Annotated in this window: 13 protein-coding genes; 5 read left to right on the forward strand and 8 right to left on the reverse strand. The window is 71.0% G+C overall.

Annotated elements, in window-relative coordinates; all coding sequences use genetic code 11:
* Window positions 1-39: 39 nt before the first annotated feature.
* Complete coding sequence (locus ACH4YL_RS07705; RefSeq protein WP_398506614.1) at window positions 40-1620, forward strand: monooxygenase; 1581 nt, start codon at window positions 40-42, stop codon at window positions 1618-1620.
* Here the strand turns inward: ACH4YL_RS07705 and ACH4YL_RS07710 are convergent.
* Window positions 1587-2282 (reverse strand): SDR family NAD(P)-dependent oxidoreductase, encoded by a 696-nt coding sequence (locus tag ACH4YL_RS07710; RefSeq protein WP_398505814.1) that lies wholly within the window; start codon window positions 2280-2282, stop codon window positions 1587-1589. The two genes, ACH4YL_RS07705 and ACH4YL_RS07710, sit on opposite strands and share 34 nt — an antisense overlap.
* A gap of 113 nt (window positions 2283-2395) precedes the next feature.
* Here ACH4YL_RS07710 and ACH4YL_RS07715 point away from each other — a divergent pair, with 113 nt between their 5' ends.
* The 3 genes from ACH4YL_RS07715 (at window position 2396) to ACH4YL_RS07725 (ending at window position 6429) form a co-directional block, all read left to right on the forward strand.
* The gene (locus ACH4YL_RS07715; protein ID WP_398505815.1) at window positions 2396-3256 is read left to right on the forward strand and encodes a helix-turn-helix domain-containing protein; all 861 of its coding nucleotides are present in this window, start codon (window positions 2396-2398) and stop codon (window positions 3254-3256) included.
* A complete protein-coding gene (locus ACH4YL_RS07720; protein WP_398505817.1) occupies window positions 3253-4020 on the forward strand; it encodes a hypothetical protein in 768 nt (255 codons plus the stop codon). Before ACH4YL_RS07715 ends, ACH4YL_RS07720 begins: the two co-directional genes overlap by 4 nt.
* Window positions 4021-4404: 384 nt before the next feature.
* Window positions 4405-6429: a M4 family metallopeptidase gene (locus ACH4YL_RS07725; protein ID WP_398505819.1), complete on the forward strand. Its 2025-nt coding sequence runs from the start codon at window positions 4405-4407 to the stop codon at window positions 6427-6429.
* 75 nt (window positions 6430-6504) lie between these two features.
* Here ACH4YL_RS07725 and ACH4YL_RS07730 read toward each other — a convergent pair whose 3' ends face one another.
* The 7 genes from ACH4YL_RS07730 to ACH4YL_RS07760 form a co-directional block, all read right to left on the reverse strand.
* The gene (locus ACH4YL_RS07730; protein ID WP_398505821.1) at window positions 6505-7758 is read right to left on the reverse strand and encodes an alginate lyase family protein; all 1254 of its coding nucleotides are present in this window, start codon (window positions 7756-7758) and stop codon (window positions 6505-6507) included.
* A 222-nt stretch (window positions 7759-7980) separates the two neighbouring features.
* Window positions 7981-10662 (reverse strand): alpha-glucan family phosphorylase, encoded by a 2682-nt coding sequence (glgP, locus tag ACH4YL_RS07735; protein WP_398505823.1) that lies wholly within the window; start codon window positions 10660-10662, stop codon window positions 7981-7983.
* A gap of 149 nt (window positions 10663-10811) precedes the next feature.
* Window positions 10812-12098: an FAD-dependent monooxygenase gene (locus ACH4YL_RS07740; protein ID WP_398505825.1), complete on the reverse strand. Its 1287-nt coding sequence runs from the start codon at window positions 12096-12098 to the stop codon at window positions 10812-10814.
* Window positions 12099-12164: 66 nt separating this feature from the next.
* Complete coding sequence (locus ACH4YL_RS07745; protein ID WP_398505827.1) at window positions 12165-13304, reverse strand: monodechloroaminopyrrolnitrin synthase PrnB family protein; 1140 nt, start codon at window positions 13302-13304, stop codon at window positions 12165-12167.
* A gap of 115 nt (window positions 13305-13419) precedes the next feature.
* Window positions 13420-14919 carry an MFS transporter gene (locus ACH4YL_RS07750; protein ID WP_398505829.1) on the reverse strand — a complete coding sequence of 500 codons (1500 nt, stop codon included), beginning with the start codon at window positions 14917-14919 and terminating at the stop codon, window positions 13420-13422.
* Window positions 14916-16346 carry a 4-hydroxyphenylacetate 3-hydroxylase family protein gene (locus ACH4YL_RS07755; RefSeq protein ID WP_398505831.1) on the reverse strand — a complete coding sequence of 477 codons (1431 nt, stop codon included), beginning with the start codon at window positions 16344-16346 and terminating at the stop codon, window positions 14916-14918. Before ACH4YL_RS07755 ends, ACH4YL_RS07750 begins: the two co-directional genes overlap by 4 nt.
* 102 nt (window positions 16347-16448) lie before the next feature.
* Window positions 16449-17402, reverse strand: coding sequence for an AraC family transcriptional regulator (locus tag ACH4YL_RS07760; protein ID WP_398505833.1), 954 nt, complete (start codon window positions 17400-17402; stop codon window positions 16449-16451).
* A gap of 119 nt (window positions 17403-17521) precedes the next feature.
* Between ACH4YL_RS07760 and ACH4YL_RS07765 the strand changes: the two genes are divergently transcribed.
* Complete coding sequence (locus ACH4YL_RS07765) at window positions 17522-18451, forward strand: SDR family oxidoreductase (RefSeq protein ID WP_398505835.1); 930 nt, start codon at window positions 17522-17524, stop codon at window positions 18449-18451.
* Window positions 18452-18634 lie beyond the last annotated feature (183 nt).

An 18634-nucleotide genomic window follows, 5' to 3' on the forward strand; every position in this document is an offset into this window, starting at 1 on the left:
CACGTGAACATCGTTCACTAAATGAGAGAGGACGCTGTCATGGACGTCGACGTGATCGTTGTGGGCGCGGGACCGACCGGGCTGATGCTCGCCTGCGAGCTGGCGCTCGCGGGCGTGCGGACCCGGGTCGTCGAGCGCCGTGCCGAACCGCAGCAGGACTCGCGGGCGCTGACCCTCCACCCGCGCAGCGTCGAGCTGATGGACCAGCGCGGCATCGCCTCCCACTTCCTCGCGCTCGGCAGGACCGTGCCGGGCTGGCACTTCGCCGGACTCGACACCAGGCTGAACTTCTCCACGCTGGACAGCCGGCACGGATACACGCTCTTCCTGGCGCAGGCGCACACCGAGGCGCTGCTGGAGGAGCGCGCGCGGGAGCTGGACGTGGAGATCCTGCGCGGGTACGAGACCGTCGGGCTCCGGCAGGACGGCGACGGCGTCGAGGTGGACGTACGCCGAGCCGAAGGCGTCGAGAACGGCGGCGTCCTGACCGTGCGCGCGCAGTATGCCGTCGGCTGCGACGGCGGACGCAGCATTGTGCGGCAGGCCGCCGGAATCGAGTTCCCTGGCACCGACGAGACCCTGACCGGAATCCTCGGCGACTTCGCGGTCGTCGACCCCGGTCCCGGCGCACTCGACGTCGCTCGGGCTCGCGGCGTGCTGGTCGTACCCCTGGAGGGCGGGATCACCCGGTTCGTCTTCGTGGACCCGCAGGGGATGCGGAAGCCTGCCAAGGAGCCGGTGACGCTGGAGGAGTTCCGCACGGCGCTGCGGGGTGTCTGCGGCTCCGACTGCGCAATCGCCGAGCCCCGGTGGCTGTCGCGGTTCGGCAACGCCACCCGACTCGCAAAGAGCTACCGCTCCGGCCGCGTCCTGCTCGCGGGCGACGCCGCGCACATCCACTTCCCGGCGGCCGGCCAGGGCCTGAACACCGGACTCCAGGACGCCATGAACCTCGGCTGGAAGCTGGCCGCCGAGATCAACGGCTGGGCGCCGCCGGGGCTCCTCGACAGCTACGACGGCGAGCGCCGCCCGGTGGGCAGGGCGGTCGGCGAGAACACCGAGGTCCAGACGCTGCTGCTGGAGCTGACGCTGGTCCCGCAGTACCGGCGGCCGGTCGCCGCCCTGCGCGCGATGCTCGACGGACTCCTCGGCGTGGAGGAGGTCAACCGCCGCATCGCCGGGCAGGTTTCCGCGCTCGCCACCGGCTATCCGCCGGTCGCCGCCGGGGCGGATCCGCTGGTCGGTCGGCGTATGCCGGACATCGGGCTGACCGCGGCGGGGTCGGAGGCGGTACGGGTGTACGAGCTGCTGCCAGAAGGCCGTTTCGTACTCCTCGACCTCGCCGGAGACGCCGGGCTCGGGCAGACCGTCGGCGCGGGATGGGGCGCGCGGGTCAAGGCCGTGGCCGTCACCCAGCACGACGAGCACGAGGAGTTGACGGGAGTGCGGGAGGTTCTGGTGCGCCCGGACGGGCATGTCGCCTGGGCGAGTCGCAGCGCGGATGCGGACGTGCGCCGGGCCGAGCGCGCCCGGGCACTGACCTCATGGGCGGGTACGCCCGCGTCCGCAGTCACCGGTGTCATGGGTCACCAGGGCACGGGGCCCTCCGCGTTGAAGTAGCCGCCGGTGGGGCCTTCGGCGTCGACGCGGGCCATCCGGACGATGATCTCGGCGCCCTCCGCCACGGTCTGGCTGCCCTGGTGGCCGTTGAGGTCGGTGGCCGTGTAGCCGGGGTCGACCGCGTTGATGCGCATGCCCGGGTATGCCTTGGCGTACTGCGAAGTGATCATGTTCACCGCGGACTTGGCGGAGTTGTAGGCAACGAGGTGCACCTGGGACTCGAAGCGGTCCGGGTCGGTCGTCCACGCCAGCGAGCCGAGGCCGCTGCTGACATTGACGACGACCGGTGCGTCGCTCGCCGCCAGCAGCGGCAGGAACGCGTGCATCACGCGTACGACTCCGAAGACATTCGTGTCGTAGACATGCAGCATGTCGTGGCCGGTGATCTCGCCGGCCGGGCCGGTTGCTCCGGAGATGCCGGCGTTGTTGACCAGGACGTCCAGCCGGCCTGTCCGCTCGCGGACCTCCTTGGCGGCCGCCTGGACGGATTCCTCGCTGGTGACGTCGATCAGCAGCGGGTGAGCGCCGACGAGACGCGCCGCCTCGCGGCCGCGGCGGTCATCGCGCGCTCCGAGGAAGACGGTGTGTCCGGCATCGGCCAGACGGCGGGCGGTTTCCAGGCCGAGGCCCTTGTTGGCCCCGGTGATGAGTGTGTTCGTCATGGCCACGAGCCTGCGCGCCACCGAGCTGAACAGGCAGTACACGGCTCTTCCTGGGAACGGCGGTACCAGGCTCCGTCCGGCCCCCGGCCCGCCCTGCGACGCATACTGGACGGGTGAGTGAGACGAACGGACCGAACGAGCTCGGCGCCGCTCTGCGGCGCTGGCGCGACCGGGTCGCCCCGGCGGCGGCCGGTCTGCCCGCCGGCCGCGGCCGCCGCGCGCCCGGCCTGCGGCGCGAGGAACTCGCGCTGCTCGCCGGAGTCTCCGTCGACTACGTCGTCCGGCTGGAACAGGGCCGAGCGACCTCGCCGTCCGTCCAGGTCCTCACCGCGCTGGCCAGAGCCCTGCGGCTGTCGGACGCGGAGCTGCGGCATCTGTTTCTGCTGGCCGGCCAGCCGGTGCCGCGGAGCGGAGTGATCTCGGCGCACATCCCGCCGAGTGTGCAGCGGCTGGTCGACCAGCTGGGATCCACTCCGGTGTCCGTGTACGACGCGGCCTGGAATCTGATCGCCTGGAACGCACTGTGGGCCGCGCTGGTCGGCGACCCGTCGGGGCTGCCGGAGCGCGAACGGAACGTGCTGTGGCGGCACTTCGCCGGGCTGCCGGTGCGAGTGACGCACACGCCCGAGCAGGAGGCCCGTTTCGAGGCGGCCGTGGTCGCCGATCTGCGGGCGGCGACGGCGCGCTATCCGGACGATCCGGGGCTGCGGTCGCTCGTCGCCGAACTGCGGGACGTCAGCGACCGCTTCGAGCGGTTGTGGGACACGCATGCCGTCGGCCCGCACACGACGGACACGAAGACGGTCCACCACCCGGACGTCGGGCCGCTCACGCTGGACTGCGACGTACTGACGGTGCCGGGGAGCGATCTGCGGGTCGTCGCGTACACCGCGGCGCCCGGCACCGAGGCGGCGGACCGGCTGCGGCTGCTCGCGGTGATCGGCACACAGACGATGACGGGACCGCGGTCATGACGGGTGACGAGACAGCCGCCGACGAGACGGCCGACGTCGTGCTCGTGCCGGAGCTGTATGTCGGCTATCCCGACGTGGCCTTCGGAGGCTATGTGGCGGGCGTGCTGGCGGAGCGGGCCGACGCCGCCGGTGTGAAGACGGTACGGGTGGACTTCCGGGGTCCCGTGCCGGTCGGCGTGCCGGTGCGGATCGCCGGAACGGCGGACGGCGGCGTCGAGTTGGGCGACGAGGGGCGACCACCGCTCGCGACTGCCGTCCTCACCGAACTGGACCTCGCGGTTCCGGCTGCGCCCGGCTGGGCCGAGTCGGTGGCCGCGGCCGAGTCGTTCCGGACCGCGCCGCCGCCCGGGCTCGTCGACTGCTTCGGCTGCGGCCTGGACCGCACACCCGACCGGGGCCTGCGCCAGCACTGCACCCCGGTGCCGGGCCGTTCCGTGGTGGCGTGCGGCTGGACCCCCGACCCGGCCCTCGCGGACCCGGACGGTCTGTTCCCGCCGGAACTGGTCTGGGGCGCGCTGGACTGCCCGGGCAACTGGGCGGGCCTCCTCCTCGGCACGCAGCGCGCCGGCGCGATGACGGCCTCGCTCACGGCCACGCTGCTGCGGCCGGTGGCGGCGGCCGCGCCGCACATCTCGTACGCCTGGGTGCGGTCGGAGTCGGGCCGCAAGCACACGCTGGGTATGGCGCTGGCAACGGCGGACGGGGAGTTGTGCGCGGTGGGCGAGGCGCTGTGGCTGGACCCGAGGCAGTCCCCGCCGGCGTGAGGCGACAGTGAGCCGATCGTGTCGACGGCACGGAACGAGCCACACTTTGCGGCCAACGTTGCGCGCGGTGCGTACCCTTCGCCGGCCCTTGTGCCGCCACCAGTGTTCGAACACGACGAATCCGAGATGGATCTAGGCACACGCTTGGCATTCGGGCCCGCACGCCTTCTCGGCGGCGTCGCGATGATGATCGACGAAACGTCCGCTTAACGAACATGACTTTTCAGGGACCGGACGATTTTTGGCCAACTTGTTGACGCGCCCCTGACATTTTGCGGTTACTCCTGCCACTCTTCCCCCGATCCACGCTTCACATGCTCCGCACGCTCTGCCCGGACGTCCTCACCCAGCCGTCCGGATACCCCCCTCGCAGAAGGAGTTCGCGTGAGACCCACGCATCGCCGGCGCAGCACCGCCACCGGAGCCCTCATAGCCACCGCCGCCCTGCTGGCCGTCGGCTTCCAGACCGGGACCTCAACCGCCGAACCCATGGCCTCCGTTCCGGCCGCGACAACGGCAGGCAAGGCCGACCCCGGAGCCCTGCCGCTGAACCTCAGCCCCGCCCAGCGCGCCGAGCTCATCCGCAAGGCGAGCGCCACCACGGCGGCCACCGCCAAGGAACTGGGCCTCACCGCCCAGGAGAAGCTCGTCGTCCGGGACGTCACCCAGGACCGCGACGGCACGACGCACACCCGCTACGAGCGCACCTACGAAGGCCTCCCGGTCCTCGGCGGCGACCTCGTGGTCGCCGAGTCCAAGGCGGGCGCGACCGAGTCCGTCAGCAAGGCGTCCGCCTCGGCGCTCAAGAACATCGACACCAGCGCCGACGTCGCGCCGGCCGTCGCCGAGAAGCAGGCGCTCGGCCTCGCCAAGGCCGAGGGCTCCACCAAGGCGGCCGCCGACCGCGCGCCGCGCAAGGTGGTCTGGCTCGCGCAGGGCAAGCCGACTCTCGCGTACGAGACGGTCGTCGGCGGCTTCCAGCACGACGCCACCCCGAACGAGCTGCACGTCGTCACCGACGCCACCACCGGCAAGAAGCTCTACGAGTGGCAGGCCGTCGAGACCGGCACCGGCAACACGCAGTACAGCGGCCAGGTGACCCTCGGCACCGCGCCGTCGTACACGCTGACCGACACCACCCGCGGCAACCACAAGACCAACAACCTCAACCGCGGCACCTCGGGCTCCGGCACGCTGTTCTCCGGTCCGGACGACATCTGGGGCAACGGCCAGGCGTCGAACCTGGAGACCGCCGGTGCGGACGCCCACTACGGCGCGGCCCTCACCTGGGACTACTACAAGAACGTGCAGGGCCGCAGCGGCATCAGGGGCGACGGCGTCGGCGCGTACTCCCGCGTGCACTACGGCAACAACTACGTCAACGCGTTCTGGCAGGACAGCTGCTTCTGCATGACGTACGGCGACGGCTCCGGCAACGCCAAGCCGCTCACCTCCATCGACGTGGCCGCCCACGAGATGACGCACGGCGTGACCGCCGCCACCGCCAAGCTCGTCTACAGCGGCGAGTCCGGCGGCCTCAACGAGGCGACCAGCGACATCTTCGCCGCAGCCGTCGAGTTCTACGGCAACAACGCCCAGGACAAGGGTGACTACCTGGTCGGCGAGAAGATCGACATCAACGGCAACGGCACCCCGCTGCGCTACATGGACAAGCCGAGCAAGGACGGCGCGTCCAAGGACGCGTGGTACTCCGGCATCGGCAACATCGACGTCCACTACTCCTCGGGCCCGGCGAACCACTGGTACTACCTGCTCTCCGAGGGCAGCGGCGCGAAGACGATCAACGACGTCAACTACGACTCGCCGACCTCCGACGGTCTGCCGGTCACCGGCATCGGCCGGGACAAGGCCTCGCTGATCTGGTTCAAGGCGCTCACCACGAAGTTCAACTCCACGACGAACTATGCGGGCGCGCGCACCGGCACCATCGCGGTCGCCACGGAGCTGTACGGAGCGACCAGCGCCGAGGTCAAGGCCGTGACCGACGCGTGGGCCGGCATCAACGTCGGCGCCCGCCCCGGCGGCGGCGACCCCGACCCGGGCACGGTCTTCGAGAACACCGCGGACGTCTCCATCCCGGACAACGGCGCGGCAGTCACCTCGACGGTCAACGTCACCGGCCGCACGGGCAACGCTCCGGCCACGCTCAAGGTCGGCGTGGACATCATCCACACCTGGCGCGGTGACCTGGTCGTGGATCTGCTGGCACCGGACGGAACGGTCTACAACCTGAAGCCGTTCAGCGGCTCCGACTCGGCGGACAACGTCCAGGCGACCTACACGGTCAACGCCTCGTCCGAGGTGGCCAACGGCGCCTGGAAGCTGCGAGTCCAGGACAGAGCGGCGCTGGACGTCGGCTACATCAACAGCGTGAAGCTCACCTTCTGAGCCGAACGCCGAGCCATACGCAAGGAGGCTGCCCGGGGAGCACTCGCTCCCCGGGCAGCCTCCTTGTGTACGGCGTCAGTTCGGGTTGCTCGCGTGCGTCAGCGTCTCGAAGCCGACGAACAGGTTGTTGGAGCCCGCCGGGCGCTGCTGTTCGGTCAGCCGCTGCGTGTTGGTCATCCCGATGCCCATCCGCGTGTTCAGCGCGTTGAAGCCGACCTCGGTGACCGGGCCCAGTTTGTCCTTGAGGCTGCCGTTGCACAGGTTGGCCGGGACCGGCTCGCCGAGCTGGTACTTGGCGTGCAGGCCGAGCGCGTGCCGCAGCCGGTCGGCGATCTCCGGGTAGAGGTCCTGGCCCTGGATGCGGGTGGTCTCGGCGAAGTGGGAGATCGCGGAGAGTCCGTATCCGGTGTGGGTGAGGTCGCGGCAGGTCTCCTGCGAGAGGCCGTTCATGAAGGTGGTCTGGCCCTGCCAGTACCGGACGATCTCGTCACGGGTGTCCAGGCCGGAGCCGGGCGCGGCCTTCGGCAGGGACCCGTCGGTGGTGAGGTAGATGTACGCGGGGACGCGGCCGCGGAACTTGGTGACGGCCTTGTCGTAGGAGGCGCGGTCCTCGATGAAGACGGAGATGCCGATCGCCGCCTCCATCATGCTCAGTTCCCAGTTGCCGTTGGAGTGCGAGCCGTTGATGACCTCCGGGAGGTACACCGTGCGCAGCATCGTGCCGAAACGGCCGGAGTTCGGCCAGGAGCTGTAGGTGTGCTTGACGATCTCGGCGGCCCGCGGCCAGGAGGAGCCGGCCCAGCCGGTCTGCAGCGGCGCGTTTCTGTTGGTGTGGTCCTTGATCACCGCGGACCAGGCGTCCATGATCTGGATCGACTTCGTGGCGTAACGGCTGTCGCCGCTGATGTACCAGGCCAGCGAGAGTGCGTACGCGGCGAGCGCGTCCTCGCGCTCGTCGGTGCAGCCGTTGTTGGGGTTGGAGTACGAGCCGCACTCGACGACCGCGCGCGGCTTGGCGGTCCGGGTGAGCGAGGCGTACTTGCTGCCGAGCAGTTGGTCGTAGGCGGACTTCCAGGGCTGGGCGCCGGCGGCGACCTTGGCCTTGACGAAGTCGAGCTGCGGGCGGCTGACGAGGACGCCCGGGTGGGTGAAGGTCGCGGGCGCGGCGGCGAGTTGGGCCTTGGCAGGCGCGTCATTCGGCGGCGTGTCCTTCGCGGCCGAGGCCGGGGATATCAGCACTGCGGCGAGCGCTGAGGCCAGGACGGTGGCGAGCGCCAGCATGAGCATTTTTGGTCTGCGCAGGGCGTGTGTGGTGGATCCGGTACGCATGGGGGTTGCCTTCCGGGTGGGGGTCATCCAACGAGGTTCACTCATATGAACGTTGGGCGTGAGAGTGAACTTGGTATGGACCTGGAAGTTAGGTGCATCCCATGAGCACGTCAAGCCTTGACTTCAAGTCATGAACAAGGCCGCGAGGAAAGCGGGAGGACAACAGCAAGGCGGGCGCGGGCTGTTGGCCCGCACCCGCCGGTGCTCAGCGTGCTCCGCGCGCTAGCGCATCAAAACCCCCGCGCCTTCACCTGTCGACTCCGTCGGCAGCGCCACCAGGCCGAGATCCGCGCTCGCCGCGAGCAGTTGATGCGCGGGCAGCACCCGGACCGTGTAGCCGAAGGGGCCGGTGCGGTCGAGCGAGAGCGGGCCCTCGTACACCCAGCGGCCCTCCAGGTCGGGTCCGCCCGCCGGTTTCAGCGGGAAGGGCTGGGCGTCGGCGATCGCGTCGTCGGAGTCGACCCGGCCCGCCACCGCCTGCACCTCCACGTCGTCCGGCTGAAGTTCGCCGAGCGCGACGCGGACCCGCAGCGCGAGCGTGGAGCCCAGTTCGGCAACGGCCTCCGTGGAAGCGGTGGTCTGTTCCACCGCCTCCACATGGTCGACCGCCACCCGCGGCCAGGCCACCCGCACCCGCGCCTTCCAGGACGCCAGCTCGCGGGCGGTGTCCGGGTCCAGCGAGCGGTGGGCCTGGGCGGCCGGTGCGTACAGCCGCTCCACGTACTCCCGGACCATGCGGCCGGCCAGCACCTTCGGGCCGAGCGTGGTCAGCGTGCGGCGGACCATCTCGATCCAGCGCTGCGGGAGTCCGCCCGCGCCCCGGTCGTAGAAGCGCGGCGCGACCCGGCGCTCGATCAGCTCGTAGAGCGCGCCGGCCTCCAGCTCGTCGCGGCGGTCCTCGTCGGTGGCCGAGCCGTCGGCGGTCGGGATCGCCCAGCCGAAGTCCGGCTCGAACCACTCGTCCCACCAGCCGTCCAGCACCGACAGATTGAGGCAGCCGTTCAGCGCGGCCTTCATTCCGCTGGTGCCGCAGGCCTCCAGCGGCCGCAGCGGATTGTTCAGCCAGACGTCGCAGCCGGGGTAGAGCTTCTGCGCCATCGCCATGCCGTAGTCGGGCAGGAAGACGATGCGGTGCCGCACCCGCGGATCGTCCGCGAACCGCACCAGCTCCTGCACCAGACGTTTGCCGCCGTCGTCCGCGGGATGCGCCTTGCCCGCCACGACGATCTGGACCGGCCTGGTCGGATGGAGCAGCAGCTCCATCAGCCGGTCGCGGTCGCGCAGCATCAGCGTGAGCCGTTTGTACGAGGGCACCCGGCGGGCGAAGCCGATGGTGAGGACGTCGGGGTCCAGCACTCCGTCGATCCAGCCCAGTTCGGCCGCGCCGGCGCCGCGCTGCCGCCAGGAGGCGCGCAGCCGCTCGCGCACCTCCATGACCAGCTGCTCGCGCAGTTCGCGGCGCAGCTCCCAGATGTCGCCGTCGGGAATGTCCGCGACGGCGTCCCAGCGCTCGGAGCCGCCGACGGACAGGGCGTCCTCGGCGCGACTGGCGCCGATCTGGCGCGCGCCGAGCCGGAACACCTCCGGCGCCACCCAGGTCGGCGCGTGCACCCCGTTGGTCACGGAGGTGATCGGCACCTCCTCGGCGTCGAAGCCGGGCCACAGACCCGCGAACATGCCGCGGCTGACGGCTCCGTGCAGCGTGGAGACGCCGTTGGCGCGCTGCGCGAGCCGCAGCCCCATCACCGCCATGTTGAACAGGTTGGGCTCCCCGCCGGGATAGGTCTCCATGCCGAGCTGGAGCACCTTCTCGACCGGGACTCCGGGCAGCTCGCCCCGGTCGCCGAAGTGCCGGGCGACCAGTTCGCGGTCGAAGCGGTCGATGCCCGCGGGCACCGGTGTGTGCGTGGTGAACACGGTCCCGGCCCGCACCGCCTCCAGCGCGGCGTCGAAGTCCAGGCCCTGGCCACCGCGTTCGGGAGACTCCCCCAGCTCGCGGATGCGCTCCAGGCCGAGGAAGCCGGCGTGTCCCTCGTTGGTGTGGAACACCTCGGGCTCGGCGTGCCCGGTGAGCCTGCAGTACGCCCGTACGGCACGGACTCCGCCGATGCCCAGCAACATCTCCTGGAGCAGCCGGTGCTCGCTGCCGCCGCCGTACAGCCGGTCGGTGACATCGCGCTCGCCGGGGCCGTTCTCCTCGACGTCGGAGTCGAGCATCAGCAGCGGCACCCGGCCGACCTGCGCGACCCAGATGTGCGCGCGCAGCAGACGGCCGCCGGGCAGGGCCAGCGAGACGGTGGCCGGTGTGCCGTCGTGCTCGCGGACCAGGCTCACCGGCAGTTCGTTCGGGTCGAGCACCGGATAGTGCTCCAGTTGCCAGCCGTCGCGGGACAGCGACTGGCGGAAGTAGCCGTGGCGGTAGAGCAGCCCGACGCCGATCAGCGGTACGCCGAGGTCGCTGGCTGCCTTGAGATGGTCTCCGGCGAGGATGCCGAGCCCGCCGGAGTACTGCGGCAGGGCGGCTGTGACACCGAACTCGGGCGAGAAGTACGCCACGGCGTCGGGGAATTCCGGCCCGTCGGGGCCGGTGTCGCCGAAGGTGCCGCTGTTGATCTGGTACCACCTGCGGCCGTGCAGATAGTCGTCCAGATCGTCGGCGGCGGCGGCCAGCCGGCGCAGAAAGCGCCGGTCTCCGGCCAGCTCCGCCAGCCGCCTGGCGGACACGGAGCCGAGCAGCCGCACGGGGTCGCCTCCGACCGCCTGCCACCCCTCGGGGTCGACGGCCTGGAAGAGGTCACGGGTCTCGGTGTGCCAGGACCAGCGCAGATTGCGCGCGAGGTCGCTGAGCGGTCTGAGCGGTTCGGGGAGGACGGGGCGGACGGTGAATCGACGAATGGCCTTCACGGGTTCCACCTTCGCAGGGGAGATACGCATCCGAGGGGACGCACGACGGTGTGCGTCTCTCCGTCACCCACGACGTTAGTGGCACGGCGCCCTTCACAACCACGGCGCGCGGCCGTGCGGCGTGGATGCGCCGAGGCATCAGGGTGCATTCAGCGGGCGGAGCGCACCGCCAGGCCGTAGGGCGAGCCCTGGTTCACGGTCTCGGGGTCGAAGGCTCCGGCGGCGGCGTACCGGGCCGCTATCTCGGCGCGCTCGTCGCGCGGGATGACCTGCTCGATGTCGGTGAAGCCGTTTGGCGCCCGCTCGTGGGCGATGTTGATGACGACCTCGGGGCCGAGCTGCCGGTTGGCCCGCTGGAGTTCGGACATCGGCGGTCTGCGTTCGGCCTCGTACGCGGCGAGCGCGGTGACCGGGTCGGTGTGCAGGGCCAGGGCGTGGGCGAGGGCGCGGCCGTCGACGATGGACTGGGTCGCGCCGTTGGAGCCGATCGGGTACATCGCGTGCGCGGCGTCGCCGATCAGCGTCGTACGGCCGCAGGACCAGCGCTCCAGGGGCTCGCGGTCGACCATCGGGTACTCGAACGCGCCGTCGGACGCCAGCAGCACCTCCTCGACGCTGACGCCGTCGAACTCCCAGCCCTTGTAGTGGTGCAGAAACCGGTGGATGGGCACGGGCCGGTTCCAGTCGCCGCGCGCGGTGTCGTCGACGGCCTCGGCGGGAGCCGCGAGCGCCCAGTTGACCAGCACGTCGCCGGTGACCGGATCGGGTTCGGTCATCGGATAGACCACCGCGCGCTGCCGGTCGTCGCCCGCGATGAACATGAAGGTGCCGATCCGGTCGGCGGGCATGCGGGAGACGCCGCGCCACACGAGGATGCCGTTCCACGGCGGGTCGCCCTCGTCCGGGTTGAGCGAGGCGCGGACCGCGGAGCGTATGCCGTCGGCGCCGATGAGGACGTCCGGTTCGAGCGAGGCGCTGCCGCGCTGTGCGCCGCAGCGGTGCTCGAGCTGGACGCGCGGACGGCCGTCCGGCAAGGCTTCGACGCCGGTGACCCTGACGCCGGCCACCAGGGCGGAGGGGCCGAGCCGTTCGCGTACCGCGTCGGCGAGTGCGAGCTGGAGCTCGCCGCGCTGGATGGACAGCTGCGGCCAGTGGTATCCGGCGCCGAGTCCGCGCGGCTCGCGGGAGATGAGCGAGCCGCTGCGGTGGTAGTAGCGCAGCTCGCGGGTGAGCACGGCGCGCTGTTCGAGCCGGTCGAGCAGTCCGAGCGCGTCCAGTTCGCGCACCGCGTTGGGCATGATGTTCAGCCCGGCGCCGACCGACTGGATCTCGCGGACCGTCTCGACGACGGTGATCCGCCGGAATCCTGCGGTGTGCAGGGCGAGCGCCGCGCTGAGTCCGGCGATTCCGCCACCGGCGATCATGAAGTGGGTCATGGGGGTCGGCTCTCCTCGGACGGTCGGGCGACTCGGACGTTCGGGTGGGCAGTTTCGGGCGGACAGTCAGGGCTTTGGCGGTCGGGCGGCGGGTGACCGCGGCGGCTCGACGGACCGGCGCACCAGGGTCTCGTTGTCCCGGGTCAGGTCGAGCACCGAGCGCAGCAGTGCGATCGGCGCCCCGCCGCTGCCCATCTCGTACTGCCGCACCTCCTCGCTGTACGCCTTGCGCGCGATGGTGATGTGCCGGGCCCGGAAGGTCTTGAGAATCCGCAGCACGTGGGCGAGCGAGGCGGCGGAGGCGGCGAGCTGCGGCGGCAGCCGGTCGGCCGCCTCCCAGCTGATGGCGGCGGACAGCTTGGAGACGGCGGAGGTGCCGCCCCGGTGCGCGGCGAAGTGGTCGCGCCAGGACGGGAGGCTGTACTGCACCGAGTCCTCGAGGAAGGCGTCGTACGCGGGGTTGCTGCGGTCGCTCTGCCACAGCGTCAGATCGACCAGCCAGAGCGGCACCTGGGCGGCGGCCGGGCCGAGGTAGTCCACGCCGGCGACGTCGATCTCCTCGAAGTAGGAGCGCATCTGCTGGGCGAAGAAGACCGGCGAGACGTTCTCGACGGTGAAGTCGATGGAGTCGACCATGGACTGGACGTGCTGCGCGGTGCGGTCGAGCGCGAGCGCGAAGCCGGGTTCGTACGGTTCGAGGCGGGCGAGCTCCGCGCAGGTGTCGAGCGAGGCGACCAGGCTGGGGAAGACCATCCGGACCGCGTCCTGGAGGTTCGCCTCCATGGTGTCGCCGGTGTACATGCGCTGCCGGCGGCCGAGCGGGTTCCAGGTCGTGTAGTGGTGCACGGTGTCGCGCGGCACCATGTCGGTGCGCCGGCCCAGCTCCTCCAGCACCGGCAGGATTTCCGGCACGGCGGCGACGGGCTGGATGCCGTGCCGCTTGAGCGAGCCGAGGAGGATGCCGAGATCGCGCATGGCGGCGAGCGCGTCGGTGACGGAGAGCGCGGCGACCAGGTCGGGTTCGGGCACCAGGGTGCGCAGGGCCACGGTGAGCGCGGCCACGTCGGCGTCGGCGTTCATGGCGGGCACCGCGGCGAGCACGGCGTCGGCCCCGAGCGGATCGGCCGCGCGTATCTCGGCTATCCGGTAGCGCGGTTCCTCACCGCGCAGCTCGAGTCCGGGCGCGACCAATTGGTACAGCGACAACGGAGGATCCCCCTCGGGCAACGTCAATTCAACAGGTGGGATGCGCAGTTGTGCGCGCCACGCGGTCAACGGGCGCCACAGCCGCATGCGTGCGCACACGCCGCCGCACACGGTCTCACTCCACCGCGCCGCCGACGCGGTCCCGGCGCGGCGGCGCCTTCGCCGTCGCCGGAACGGGCTGCCGCAGGCGCCCGGAGAGCAGCGCTGCCAGGGCGGCGAAGGCGGCGCCGACGAGCAGCGCCGAGCGGAAGCCCGCCGTCTCGGCGCCCGCTCCGGCCGGGGTTCCGGCGGTCGCCACGGCGACGAGGAGGGCGAGCCCGAGTACGGAGCCGAACTGCTGGCTCGTGTTGATGAGTCCGGAGGCGAGACCGGTCTCCTCCGGCGTTGCCTCGGCGGTGGCGGCCACGTTCGTGGTGACCATGACCAGCGGCAGGGCCACTCCGATGACCAGGCTCGGCGCGAGGACGGTGGTGAAGAACGTGCCGTCGGGAGCGAGCGCGAGCGCCAGCCAGACCAGGCCGGCGAAGAGCAGCCCGAAGCCGAGTGTCATGGCACGGCGCAGTCCGAGCCGGGCGATGACCCGGCCCGTGTGCGGGGCGACGGCGACAACGACCAGAGACAGCGGCAGCAGACCGAGACCGCCGGTCAGCGCAGACTGCTCGAGCACGCTCTGCAGATAGAGGCTGACCAGGAAGAACATCGGGAACAGCGCCATCTGGGCAAGCGCGCTGAGGACATTGGCGTCGCGTTGTGCGGAACGTTTCAGCGCGGCGGGCGGCACGAGCGGATGCGCGACCCTCGACTCGATGACGGCGAAGGCGGCGAGCAGCAGGAGTCCCGCGCCGCCCGCGGCGAGCGTACGCGTGCCGGTCCAGCCCGCCTCACCCGCGCCGACGAGGGCGTACGCGAGGAGCCCGAGGCCGCCGGTGGCGGTGAGCGCGCCGCCGATGTCGAAGCCGCGTACGGCGCTGCGGCCGCCGCGGTTCAGCAACCGCAGCGCCGCGCCGCCGAGCACCAGGGCGACCAGCACATTGAGCCAGAACGTGGACCGCCAGCCGAGCAGATCGGTGAGTACGCCGCCGAGCACCGTGCCGAGCACGCCACCGAGTCCGCCCATCGCGGCGAACGCGCCGAGCGCCTTGTGCCGTCCGGGCCCGTCGGGAAACAGATGCAGCAGCAACGCGAAGGCAGCGGCGGCGGCCAGCGCGGCTCCGACACCCTGAGCCGCCCGCGCGGCGACCAGCGCGCCCGCGTTCTGCGCGAGTCCGCCTCCCGCGGATGCGGCGGCGAGCACCCCGAGTCCGCCGAGATAGAGCGCGCGGTGTCCGAGCAGATCTGCGGTGCGGCCGCCGAGCAGCAACAGCCCGCCGAAGGTGATCAGATACGCGTTGGCCACCCAGGACAGCCCGGCGGACCCGGACCCGAGGTCGTCGCCGACGGACGGCAGCGCGACATTGATGATCGCGGTGTCCATGATCAGCAGCAGCTGGGTGGAGGCGAGCAGCACGAGCGCGGCGGTACGGCTCGGCGCCTTGTCGGGCGCGGCGTTCCCATCGGGCGCGGGCGAGGAATTCCCGTCGGGCTCGGGCGCGGCGTTCCCGTCGGCCGACGTCACCGGCCGGCCCGAAGCTCGTAGCCGTCCAGACAGGCCTGGGCCAGCCGCTCGCAGCCGGCCGCGCCGCCCGCCCACGTCTGCATCGTCAGGCCCACGTGCGGTGCGCCGTGGTAGAAGCGCTCGTACTGCTCGTGACGGCCGGCGAACTCCGAACCCAGCGCGTCCCAGGCCAGTTTGAGCAGCTTGATCCGGTCCTCGGCGGTGGTGCCGGGCGCCTTGAGGTACTTCGACACGACCGGGCCCAGCTCCGGATGGAGCAGGTCCTCGGCCGAGGCCGGGAGTTGGATGATCGAGCTGCCCGCGAGCTGCTTGATCTCCTGCACCGCACGCGGGTAGAGCTCACCGGCCATGATGCGCTGCGCGAAGGAGATCTCACGGCCCGGCGCGACCCCGCCGCGGCCGCCGTCGACCGGCTCGCACGAGGCCTCGGCGGCCAGGACGAAGGCCTTGGCCTGGGCGACCATGCCGAGCAGCCGGCCGACCGACTGTGTGACGGCCGGCAGCCGGTCCGTCCCCGCGGTGCGGGTCAGCAGGATGGCGATCCCGGTGAGGAATTCGAGCTTCGTCCAGAAGCGGGTGGCCGCCTGGTGGACGAAGTTGAGATAGGCGGGCGTCTGCCACCACATCGCGGCGGTGGCTTCCACGTTCCGGTACGTCAGCACCCGCTCCCACGGCACGAACACGTCCTCGCAGACGAGCAGCGAGTCGTTCTCGTCGAACCGCGAGGAGAGCGGATTGTCGAAGACGCCTCGCGCGTTCGCCTCGTACGAGGTGCGTGAGACGAACGTCAGCCCGGCCGTGTCGACCGGTATCGAGAAGCACAGCGCGTGGTCGACGTCCTCCGGCGCCAGCGGCTCGATGGTGCCGACGATCACCTCGTCGGCGAAGACCGCACCCGTGCCGATCATCTTCGCGCCGCGCACCACGATTCCGCCGTCCCGCTCCGCGACGACCCGCACCACCAGGTCGTCGTCGCCGTCGCCGGAGTGCGGGTTGCTGATGGTGAACGCGCTGTACAGATCGCCGTCGGCGAGCCGCCGGTGGTAGGCGAGCGCATGGGGCGCGCCGTCGAACCCGTCGGTGGTGAACACCTGTGGCATCGCGGCGAATCCGGCCGCACCGCCCGCCATGTAGTCGGGCGTACGGCCCAGGAAGCCGTAACTCGCCTCGGCCCACACCTTGTACGCGGTGCGCCGGTCGATCAGGTCCTGCTGGGTGCGGGGCACGGTATACGCGCGGTGAATGCCGTCAAAAATGAGCGTTCCGCTGTGCTCGGAGTCGTGCGCCAGGTCGTAGAGATGTGCGATGGAACCGGCGGTGTTGCGGAACGCGGCGTGGCTGGTGACGTCCTTCACACGCTCACCGTCGAGCCACACCTCACGGCCGTCGCGCAGGGATTCGAGGTATTCCCGGCCAGACCTGGTCAACGTGTCTCCTCAAACGGAACGTCCCCCGACTCAGCCGAGCCTGTCCTCAGCCGGGGAACTGGGCAATGAACGACCGTCCAGCGGTCATTAAGAACCGGCCAGTCATGCAGCTGAGGGGCTCCCTGTGCGGTACTCGCCGGGCGTCATTCCGTACCACTTACGGAAGGCGAGGTGGAAACCCACGGTGCTCTGGTAGCCGACGCGCTGCGGCACAGCGGACTGCGGCAGTGTGGTTTCGGCCAGCAGCCGGGCCGCCTCCTGCATCCGGCGGCCGGTCAGATGACGGGCCGGGGCCTCGCCGACCAGCTCTCGGAAGGCGGCGGTGAAGGCCGACCGCGACATGCCGACCTCGCGGGCGAGCGAGTCGATGGTCCAGGGCTCGGCGAACCGCGTCGCGATGATCACCATCGCCTTGCTGATGCCGGGATGGCGCAGGACGGGCAGCGAGGAGGGGTTGTCCGCGAGTTCGCGCAGCAGCGGCCGCATCGCCAGCACCAGCGCCATCTCGAAGGCGCGCAGGGTGACAAGACGGTCGCCGGGGCCCACCGGACGGTCGGTGGCGGCGAGCAGCCGCAACGTGTCGCGCAGCAGCGGCTCCTGGTCGACCTGGGTGCGGTCGAGCACCAGCGCCCACGGCAGCGCCTTGTACAGACCGCTGGCCGCGGACTCGTCGTAGTGCAGTCCCGCGCACAGCAGCCTGCTGCGCGGGCCGTCGCCCTCGATCCTGAGTTCGCCGGAGGTGCCCGGCTGCCGCTCGGGCAGCACGGTGCCGAGCGCCAGACCGCGCCGCTCCGGCCGGTCGGAGAGCCGGTGCGCGGTGCCGGTCGGGAACAACGCGAGGTCGCCGGTGCGCAGTTCGAGCGCGGTCTGGCCGTCGGCCGTGATCCAGCAGCCGCCTTCGGTGATGTAGTGCAGGACGGCGCAGCTCTGTTCCGCGTCGCCCTCGATGGCCCATGGCGCGTTGACATGCCAACGGCTGTCGAAGACCCCGGTCAGACGCAGGGGTTTGAGCAGCTCACTGAGGAGGTCGTCGCCTTCGGTGTCTGCGGATTCCATTGGACGATCCTTCAACCCCCGCCCCGGTTTGTTAATTGATCGGCCTAACTCGCCGAGGCGAGCCTGGAAGAGCCGTTTCACAGCAGCAGCCACACCCTATCGAAGGGCTCTTCAGACTCATGTCCGATCACATGCCGATGCGCGTAGCGGTCGTGGGGGCGACCGGCTTCCAAGGTGGTGCGACAGCCCGGCTCCTGGCGGAGCGGAATCACAGAGTCCGCACATTGAGCCGCAGGCCGGAGGCGGACCGGCCGGAGCTGCCCGGCATCTCCGTCGCGGGCGGCGACCTCGGCCGGTACGAGGACGTGCGCCAGCTCTTCGAAGGGGCGACGCACGCGGCGGTCGCGATCCCGCTGGTGTACCAGGCCGAGAAGGTCATGCGGTACGCACAGCACATCGCGAAGGCGGCCCGCGAGGCAGGCCTGCGGCGGCTGGTCTACAACACGAACACGCGCATCCCGGACCGGACGACGAACGTCGTGGCCTTCGAGACCCGCCGGCTCGCCGAGACGGTGTTCCGCGAATCGCTGTCGCAGAGCGAGGTGGAGGTCGTCGTCGTACGGCCGCCGGTCTATCTGGACAACCTCTTCAGCCCCTGGAACGGCCCGGCGCTCGTCAACGACGGCGTGCTCGCCTATCCGCTGCCCGCCAACACGCCGACCGCCTGGATCTCGCACCGCGACCTCGCGGAGGCGGTCCACGCGGCGCTCACCGTGGACGGCATCGCGGGCCGCGCCTTCGACATCGGCGGCTCCAGGACCCTGACGGGCCCGGAACTGGCGACGGCCTTCGGGCAGGGCCTCGGCCGTGACATCCGCTATGTGCCGATCGAACCGACCGTCTTCGAGCAGGGCCTGGCGCAGATCCTCGGCCACGAGTCGGCCTCCGGCGTGGCCGGGATCTACCACTACATGGCGAGCGGCATCGAGCCGGACCTGATGTCGGGCGACAACGGCGCGACGGCGGCGGCGCTCTCGGTGAAGCCCGCGCCGGTGGACGAGTGGGTGACACGGCAGCCGTGGCAGCTGTGGACGGGAGAGCCGGCATGACGATTCCCCGCGAGCCGAGCTGGGGCGTGTAACGCCGGCAGCCGGGGGCTTCGCCCTGACCTCTCGTCAGTCAACGGACGGGCTCCAAGGAGCCCGTCCATTCTCTTGTGCAGCCACCCACGTCCTAGTAGTTAACAAACCACCGGATTGCCCACCCGACCCCCGTGGGAAGGCTCACCCGGT

Source organism: Streptomyces sp. NPDC020681, assembly GCF_044334895.1.
GTDB lineage: Bacteria > Actinomycetota > Actinomycetes > Streptomycetales > Streptomycetaceae > Streptomyces.

Excerpts from the sequence above, each read along its gene's own strand:
- ACH4YL_RS07740 (WP_398505825.1), bottom strand. The coding sequence starts at position 12,098 with ATGACCCACTTCATGATCGCCGGTGGCGGAATCGCCGGACTCAGCGCG.
- ACH4YL_RS07710 (WP_398505814.1), bottom strand. The coding sequence starts at position 2,282 with ATGACGAACACACTCATCACCGGGGCCAACAAGGGCCTCGGCCTGGAA.
- ACH4YL_RS07765 (WP_398505835.1), top strand. The coding sequence starts at position 17,522 with ATGTCCGATCACATGCCGATGCGCGTAGCGGTCGTGGGGGCGACCGGC.
- ACH4YL_RS07720 (WP_398505817.1), top strand. The coding sequence starts at position 3,253 with ATGACGGGTGACGAGACAGCCGCCGACGAGACGGCCGACGTCGTGCTC.
- ACH4YL_RS07705 (WP_398506614.1), top strand. The coding sequence starts at position 40 with ATGGACGTCGACGTGATCGTTGTGGGCGCGGGACCGACCGGGCTGATG.
- ACH4YL_RS07760 (WP_398505833.1), bottom strand. The coding sequence starts at position 17,402 with ATGGAATCCGCAGACACCGAAGGCGACGACCTCCTCAGTGAGCTGCTC.
- ACH4YL_RS07730 (WP_398505821.1), bottom strand. The coding sequence starts at position 7,758 with ATGCGTACCGGATCCACCACACACGCCCTGCGCAGACCAAAAATGCTC.